Annotated in this window: 5 protein-coding genes and 1 pseudogene; 4 read left to right on the top strand and 2 right to left on the bottom strand. The window is 34.4% G+C overall.

Annotation, left to right across the window (positions count from 1 at the left end):
- Positions 1 to 193, bottom strand: a pseudogene (locus tag CQZ94_RS29800) (IS6 family transposase); the annotation flags it as partial.
- Positions 194 to 438: 245 nt separating this feature from the next.
- Between CQZ94_RS29800 and CQZ94_RS29795 the strand changes: the two are divergent.
- From CQZ94_RS29795 to CQZ94_RS29785, 3 genes are all read left to right on the top strand, one after another.
- Positions 439 to 1,122, top strand: a complete 684-nt coding sequence (locus CQZ94_RS29795) for a response regulator transcription factor (protein ID WP_105588321.1) — start codon at positions 439 to 441, stop codon at positions 1,120 to 1,122.
- Positions 1,122 to 2,270 (top strand): sensor histidine kinase, encoded by a 1,149-nt coding sequence (locus tag CQZ94_RS29790; protein WP_105588320.1) that lies wholly within the window; start codon positions 1,122 to 1,124, stop codon positions 2,268 to 2,270. The genes CQZ94_RS29795 and CQZ94_RS29790 overlap by 1 nt, the downstream gene beginning before the upstream one ends.
- Positions 2,271 to 2,488: 218 nt before the next feature.
- Entirely contained in the window at positions 2,489 to 2,881 is a 393-nt protein-coding gene (locus CQZ94_RS29785) for a hypothetical protein (protein WP_105588319.1), read from the top strand.
- A 602-nt stretch (positions 2,882 to 3,483) separates the two neighbouring features.
- Here CQZ94_RS29785 and CQZ94_RS29780 read toward each other — a convergent pair.
- Positions 3,484 to 4,914 carry an IS4 family transposase gene (locus CQZ94_RS29780; RefSeq protein ID WP_105588318.1) on the bottom strand — a complete coding sequence of 477 codons (1,431 nt, stop codon included), beginning with the start codon at positions 4,912 to 4,914 and terminating at the stop codon, positions 3,484 to 3,486.
- A 464-nt stretch (positions 4,915 to 5,378) separates the two neighbouring features.
- On the opposite strand from CQZ94_RS29780, the gene CQZ94_RS29775 reads away from it, so the two are divergent.
- Positions 5,379 to 6,131: a class I SAM-dependent methyltransferase gene (locus tag CQZ94_RS29775; protein ID WP_105588317.1), complete on the top strand. Its 753-nt coding sequence runs from the start codon at positions 5,379 to 5,381 to the stop codon at positions 6,129 to 6,131.
- Positions 6,132 to 6,385: the final 254 nt, after the last annotated feature.

Here is a 6,385-nt window from a genome sequence, read left to right as displayed (position 1 = left end):
CTCGCTTATCTAATTCGGGACCATATTGATGAACCCATCGCATGATAGTTGTATGAGCCAGGGGTAGCCCGCGTTCTTCCATCATTTCGACTAAATCACGAAAACTGAGGTTGTACCGTAGGTACCATCTCACGGTTAATAAAATAATATCCGGTTGATAATGTTTCCACTTGAATAGATTTTGCTTTTCCATACCAATCACATCCTTTTTTAGAGTACTAGTATCAGTATGTCCAAGTCTGAAAGACTTTTTTTAGATATTTTGAAGTTTTTGCACCAGAACCCAGCTACACTACTATAGGTGTTTGGCACTTGTAAGCATAAATCAGTGACCATAGATATATTCCTTCAAGGATGGAATTTATTTTCTGATAATAATTGCTTAACATGGATTTAACGCACAACTATTTATAATAATGAAAATGAGGTGATTAAGGTATGAGAATTCTTGTTGTTGAAGATGAGTTGGATTTACAGGAAGCTATCGCTGAGGGACTTAGAATAGAAGGGTATGCGGTTGATACCTGTAGTAATGGTGAAGATGCTTATGAACTGGCGTACGTTGAAAATTATGACTTAATAATACTTGACTTAAATCTTCCGAAAATGGACGGATTAAAGGTTTTAGAAAAGTTAAGAGAAGAAAATAAAGAATTAAAAGTCTTAATCCTTAGTGCAAGAAGTAGCGTAAATGACAAAGTTAAAGGTTTAGATATTGGTGCGAATGATTATTTAACTAAACCATTTGCCTTTGCGGAATTGGAAGCAAGAATAAGAAATTTATTAAGGCGAAAATTTGTGCAGGAAAATAGCCTTTTATCTTGCGGTAATATAAATATTGATTTATCAAAGCGCACCGCATTTGTGGGTAAAAAAGAACTGATACTCACAAAAAAAGAATTCGCATTGCTTGAATACTTTCTGCTTAATCAAGAACGAGTTGTTAGTCAAGAAGAATTGATTGAACACATTTGGGATGGAAATGCCGATAGCTTTAGTGGTGCTATTCGAGTTCATATAGCTACATTACGAAAAAAAATGAAAGCTCTTTTAGATTATGATCCGATACGTACAAAGATTGGTGAGGGTTATTTTATTACTAAAAATGATGGTGACGCTTGATGTTTAAAAAAATTCCAATTCGGCTGCGACTTACTGCAATGATGATAATTTTATTAATGATTTGTTGTATAGGGCTTACATTAATTTTAAATTTTTATGCTGGTATAATGGCAACAAGAATTGATGCAGCCTCTGTATTACCTGCACTAGAAGTTGGTGAAGATAGCAATGTTATTGACAATCACCAAACGCCACCAAATGTCATGATGCCTATACTAACTGAAGATGCAGAAAAAGCAAGAACGGATTTTCAGTTTGAAAGTGTTTTTTATATGCTTTTAGTCATTTTCGGTGGTGGTGTATTGACATACTATGCATCGGGCAAAGTGTTAAAACCACTGGATACACTAAATAGTCAAATTAAGAATAGGACTGTGCATAATCTATCAGAAATGATGAACATTCCACCAACCAATGATGAAATAGCTGAGCTAACGCAGTCTTTTAATGAAATGACGGATAAGCTAAACGATGCTTTTATGATGCAAAGTCGCTTTTCTGCAAATGCGGCCCATGAACTCCGAACGCCACTTGCGGTTTTAAAAACAAAGCTTGATGTATTTAAAAAGAAAAACGCACATTCTACAGAAGAATATGATGCACTCATTAACGTTTTTGAAAAGCAAACACAACGATTATCTGAGCTTGTATTTACCCTTTTGGATATGACAAATATGAATGATGGATTTGAGGATGGAACCATCTGCTTGAAGGATGTTTTTGAAGATATTGTTTCCGAACTTTCTCATATTGCTGATGAACAAGAGGTTAAACTATATTTGGATTGCGCTGATAGTGTTGTTTACGGAAATACAGATTTACTTTATCGAGCGTTTTATAACCTTGTTGAAAATGGTATTAAATACAATATCGACGGTGGTAAGGTAATGATTAAAGTTAAATCGGATAAAAAGCAGGTAATGGTTGAAATTAAAGACACGGGAATTGGTATCCCCGATGAGGAAAAAAAGAATATATTTGAGCCGTTTTACCGAGTGGATAAATCACGCTCTCGTGAATGGGGTGGCTCAGGCTTGGGACTTTCCATTGTGCAAAATATCATAACCAAGCAAAATGGAAACATCGTAGTTACGGATAATGAGAACGGCGGTACTTGTTTCGAAATTACACTTGGTAAAATAAAATAAGAAAATGAAAAAGGCTTTGAATGGTTGTTGAACCTGTTTATTTAAAGCCTTTTTTTGTGAATTTTTAAGAAGTGTTTCTCTTAACAAGGATTTAACATGGATTTTTATATACTGGTAACATCAAATAGAAAGGATGCAGGCAAGCAGGCTCAATTGTAATATTATAGAATCTATCTATCGTATGGTAGAGGTTAAAAACATTCTAGGAGGAATTTAATATGAAGAAAAAATTAACAATTGCTACACTTGTGCTAGGGTTATCTGTTGTTGGAGGATCTGCATATGCTGCGAGCAACAACGACATGTGGGAAAATACTAAGTCCAGTGAAACTGTCAACTTAGAAGAAATGGCTAAAGAAAAAGGGATCACGTTAGATGAACTAACTGCTCAGCTTGAAAAAGAAGGAAAGCTGACAAAAGCTGCTGAAACAACTGTGGCTACCGAAATAGCGGCAGATTCAAAATCCAGTGAAACTGTCAACTTAGAAGAAATGGCTAAAGAAAAAGGGGTCACGTTAGATGAACTGATTGCTCAGCTTGAAAAAGAAGGAAAGCTGACAAAAGCTGCTGAAACAACAGAGGCCAAGCAAGTAGAAACAAGCAATAAATAATATATAGAGTAACTGGAGCTGTCACAAAAGTAAACTTCTGCTAAGAGGGAGCTTTTGAAACAGCTCTGTTGTTCGTGAGAAGAGAAAAAAATATGGAGATCAAGAGTACAAACTAACCGTTATCGGTATTTATAATGCGGGGTATGATGATTTCTTTGAATAGCAAGAAAGTGGAATCCATCTTATATGAGGTGGTCTTTTTTATTCGTAAGGTGTCATATACAATTATACCATGTGCCAAGATCGAGCTGCATAGTATCAAAAATTCAGACCCAATAGGTTCTATTTGTCATGTACATTTTTATCATGTATGGGTTAGTCTAGTGAAAAAATAATTAATATTCATCTACAGTTGGCTGTAATGAGTTCTTAAGTTGATGGATATGTATGGTGACCCCTAACGTAGGAAAATCGGCTTTTTCTTTTCCAAAAAATGTCTTAGCGTGGGTTTTATGCCATTTGGTTGGCGGGACCCCATCGCTATCAAGCTAAGCTTAAGTAAAATTCTGTTCAACTAGATTTTTTCTGTTTTCTAAAAAATCGATACCAATTATTTAAAAATCTGCATACTAAATAAACCCTAACGGGCTTCATTTTTTTAATTAAGCTACATGATTGTGAGTAACGAAACAATTGTACACGACTCTCAATATATCAAAGACTGTTTTCTTCTCATATCGATGAGATTTCCTTCCATTTTTCTGTAAAAAATTGAACACACGAAGCAAGATTTTTGATAGTTCTTGAGTGTCTTTTTGTAGAGCTTGATAAAGAAGTAAAAAGTAATCCTTGATAATATAAATCGCTTTATATTCGCTTAGTTCTCGTTTCTTCTTGGTGAGGAGTAATTGACGCATTTGAAACATAGTAGAGGAACAAAGAAGGATGCTAATCAATTGTCCATATAAATGACACTCTAGCCGTTCTAATTTTACAGAATTACAGTGATGAATACGAAAAAATGATTTCCATGTTTTAAATATCAATTCAATTTGCCATCGTAAAGAGTAAAAATCGTATACTTGTTCCTTTGGTAGATATTCCGAAGGGATATTCGTAATGTAAAAGTTAATTGCGCTGAGACGCTTACTGCGTTCTTTATAGGTAATTTGCTTTTTATGTTCTTTAGAAGCTAAATCCTTTTGTCTACGTTTCATTTGCGTGTCAGTTAATTTATACAGAATAAGTCTTGCAGGAAGCTTTTGATACATTCCAATATAAATCTCAGGAATCTCATATGTTTCTCCAGACTGTAATTGATCAATAAATTGCTCCATATCTAGTTGGACGTACTCAGAGTGCTTTTTTATTGTTCCATTTTGAAAGTATTCAGGCTCTTTATTCTTCTGATATATAAGAGTATTGAGCTTTAATCGTGAAATAAAATAAGCTCCACACTCGTCTATCGCGCGTAGGTCTTTTAAATCGAAATATCCTAAATCACGTATACATACATCGTGCGGTTGAAGGGACGTTAAGCAAGTAGAACCATACGTTTTGTCATTGTGCTTTCCAGGTCCTACATGAACATGTAAAAACTGACCACTAAGCAAATCGTACTCTAATTGAATTTTTACACCAGCACTATGACCGCTACCTCCTGAACCTTGATATGTAGAAGCGAATTTATCTGGAACCTGAAAATGTGTAGAATCCAATACTCGAATACGTTGAAAATAGTTTGTATACAAAGTTGGAATCTCGCTAGAAGAACAAAATTGTTTGTGAAGTAAATGTGCTAAGAGTTGTTGTAAAAACTGTACAGACCGAGAATTAAAACGTTGATTAAGTCCTTCCGGACTCATAGAAATACCTGTATTAGCTTCTAATCGACTACATAATTGTGTTAATGAAGTATGAGCTATGTTTTGGCTCAGCCAAACACATAAAGCCACTAAATCTTCTGCACGATATTTGCTTCTTCGTTGAACAAACCTTACCTCTCTAGCTAAATGTTCTAAAGCATGCGATGACATGTATTGATACAATTCTTGAGAAAGCAATTCTAATTCATCAGAAACTGATAAATTCATAAAAACCACCATCCTTTTTGTGTATTTCTATAAAAATGATAGCGTTTTTGTCATTATGAAGACACAAATTTATTTTACTTTGATAGCAATGTAAGATAATCCTATGTATTAGGTTATGTTTAGTTTTAGTGTGTAGTTCTTCTTTTGGTATTATGATAAAAGAACATTTTATCTAAAAATTTGTATTTTACAATGTACACACAAGAGTGTTATAGAGTATAATTAATATAATCTTTCAAATGAGGTGAAGTGGATGTCTTTCCGTATTGTTCGAAGTAATTAGTTTTCGGGTTGGATAAAACGCGTACCAGCCATCAAGGGAGAAGTGTGCCCTTTTTTGGAAATATAAGCTTTGAATCTGTTTCGGTAGTCACCCATTATTATTAAATCAAGGCACGTGATTATTTTATTAACTAGTCTTATAACCTTAGTTTTTACACTCTTTTGGAAGGTGGATATACAAAATGAATGAATTAGATTACAAAAATTTTTATGATAAAGTTGGAAAATCAAATGGATGGGATTTTAGTAAACTTAAATACGTAACTGAAGGTGCTACGTGGGAGTTTTATGAAGAAGTAATAGAAAGATGCAAACCCTCAAGTGTTTTGCTGGATATTGGTACAGGTGGGGGAGAGAATATATTAAAAATTGCATCGGCAGCTTCATGTATAATTGGGATTGATAATTCAAGTGGAATGATAGAAACAGCACAGTCTAACTTGGAAAAAGAACGTGTGTCAAACGTTCAAATTTTTAAAATGGAGTCCGAAGATTTGACATTCCCGAATTCCTTTTTTGATATTGTGTCTAGTTGTCATGCGCCTTTTGTGGCGGCAGAAGTAGCAAGAGTAATAAAAAAGGATGGTATCTTTTTAACGCAGCAAGTCAGCGAACATGATAAATTGAACTTAAAAGAAGCGTTTGGAAGAGGGCAATGCTCAGGAGAAAAAGACGGCACATTAAAAGAAAAATATGTCCGAGAATTGAAGCGCGTGGGCTTTGCTGATGTGCAAACCTTAGAGTATGATGCTATAGATTATTATCAAACACCTGAAGACCTCATTTTCCTACTAAATCACACACCTATCATACCAAGATTTGGTGAAGAGAAAGAGGACTTTGACATTTTGAAAAAATTTATTATAGCAAACAAAACTGACAAAGGAATCCGTACAAATTCGAAACGCTTTATGGTAATAGCTAATAAATCTTAACCCTTGTTACATTAACAGGGATGTTCATTATAAATGATAAATTACAAAAGCCGATTTCCATAGTTTATAGGAGAACGGCTTTTTTTCGTGCGGTACCTGGTGCTATCTAATTAAGAGATTCGTAATTCAAAAAGCAAAAAAATTTCGTTATGGGTGCATTTTAAAATCTTAGGTTGATGGTCATGTGGCGGGACCCCAGTTTTGGCAATTTGATATGACCAGTAAGCAACATAATATTTCCGTTTACTACATTC

This window comes from Bacillus sp. MYb209 (genome assembly GCF_002975175.1).
GTDB lineage: Bacteria > Bacillota > Bacilli > Bacillales > Bacillaceae_G > Bacillus_A.
This window is presented reverse-complemented; position numbering and strand designations above follow the sequence as displayed.

Bases quoted from the DNA above. Each gene is read 5' to 3' on its own strand.
- CQZ94_RS29790 (WP_105588320.1), top strand. From the start codon at position 1,122: ATGTTTAAAAAAATTCCAATTCGGCTGCGACTTACTGCAATGATGATA.
- CQZ94_RS29785 (WP_105588319.1), top strand. From the start codon at position 2,489: ATGAAGAAAAAATTAACAATTGCTACACTTGTGCTAGGGTTATCTGTT.
- CQZ94_RS29775 (WP_105588317.1), top strand. From the start codon at position 5,379: ATGAATGAATTAGATTACAAAAATTTTTATGATAAAGTTGGAAAATCA.
- CQZ94_RS29795 (WP_105588321.1), top strand. From the start codon at position 439: ATGAGAATTCTTGTTGTTGAAGATGAGTTGGATTTACAGGAAGCTATC.
- CQZ94_RS29780 (WP_105588318.1), bottom strand. From the start codon at position 4,914: ATGAATTTATCAGTTTCTGATGAATTAGAATTGCTTTCTCAAGAATTG.